This window comes from Pseudomonas sp. RIT-562, assembly GCF_026241895.1.
Classification (GTDB): Bacteria; Pseudomonadota; Gammaproteobacteria; order Pseudomonadales; family Pseudomonadaceae; genus Aquipseudomonas; species Aquipseudomonas mandelii_F.
This window is the reverse complement of record NZ_JAPJIV010000050.1, coordinates 1-1,187: the sequence shown is the minus strand read 5'-3', so window position 1 is coordinate 1,187 and position 1,187 is coordinate 1. Positions and strand designations below refer to the sequence as shown.

The following is a 1,187-nucleotide window of genomic DNA, read 5'->3' as shown; positions in this document are numbered from 1 at the left end:
GCCTTGGCCAAACCGCTGCGTATTGCCCTGACCCAGCCGCAGCCCGGCCAGATGAAGCTGCTGGGCTTGAAATTGTACGTGTACGGATTTTCCCGGGGGGCAGCGGCAGCGCGGGCTTTTGTCAGCTGGTTGAATCAGTTGCTGTCAGGGTCGACGCCGAGCCTGACGCTGCTCGACCTGAAACTGCCCGTGAGTGTGGAGTATCTGGGGCTGCTGGATACCGTGGCCTCGGTGGGCATTGCCGACATTATCCCGGGGGCGCAGGGCCATATGAGCTGGGCCGATGGTAATCAGCAATTGCCCGGTGGCGGTTTGGTCAAGCGCTGCCTGCACCTGGTGGCCAGTCATGAGCAGCGGTTGTGTTTTCCGTTGGAATCCATTCGGGGCGAGGGGGGCGGTTATCCGGGGAACAGTGTCGAGGTGATTTATCCAGGGGTGCATTCTGATTTGGGGGGCGGGTATCCGCCAGGGGATCAGGGGAAGGCTATTGGCGATGATGAAGATGATCTGCTCCTGTCACAGATCGCACTTAATGATTTATATGCTGATGCTTTTGCTCATGGCGCGCCGCTTAAAGTACCGGAGGACGCTTTGCCTTCAGCGATGCGTAATGAACTATGGCGTGCGTTAGCGCCTGAAGTTGCTCGCCAGTTCAGTGCTAGACCGCTACTGGCGGAACGATTTAATGCATGGCGTCAAGTAACTCTAGGTTTGGAGCCCGCGTTGCGACCCCTTTCGATAGAGCAAGCGGAAAGATATCTCCCCATACCCGCCTCGGACAGTGTGGAAGCCGCATTACGGATACAAATGGGCTGGATCACCGCCTGGCGCATCGACCGCTACGCATTTGCCAGTCTCGAGAAGCAGAACTTCTATCTTCAAGCGACCAATACCCAGGCAGACAAGGGCGTGCGTAAATCCGCTGAGCACGCTCGCGACACCGCACAGAAAAGCATCGAGGGAAGTCGCAGGGTACAGCTGACCCGAGAACGGATTCTCAAGGAAGAAAAACAGCCGCTGGAACCCGGGGTGAAGGACTTCGATGCCGACATGGCCCAAACCCAGCTGCGCGAAGCAGCCGCAGAATTTGCGTCAGCCTATCGTGCTTCCGCATCGCTCGGTGCCATAGCGCGGCGCGTGGCGTTGCTGGCACTCATCCAACATCCGTATCAGTTCAGCGAAATGGG

1 protein-coding gene is annotated in these 1,187 nt (G+C 58.0%); it reads left to right on the top strand.

What is annotated here, in order from left to right; translation table 11 throughout:
* The coding region (locus ORL50_RS28685; protein ID WP_266020072.1) for a T6SS phospholipase effector Tle1-like catalytic domain-containing protein at positions 1–1,187 on the top strand (1,187 nt) is incomplete at both ends.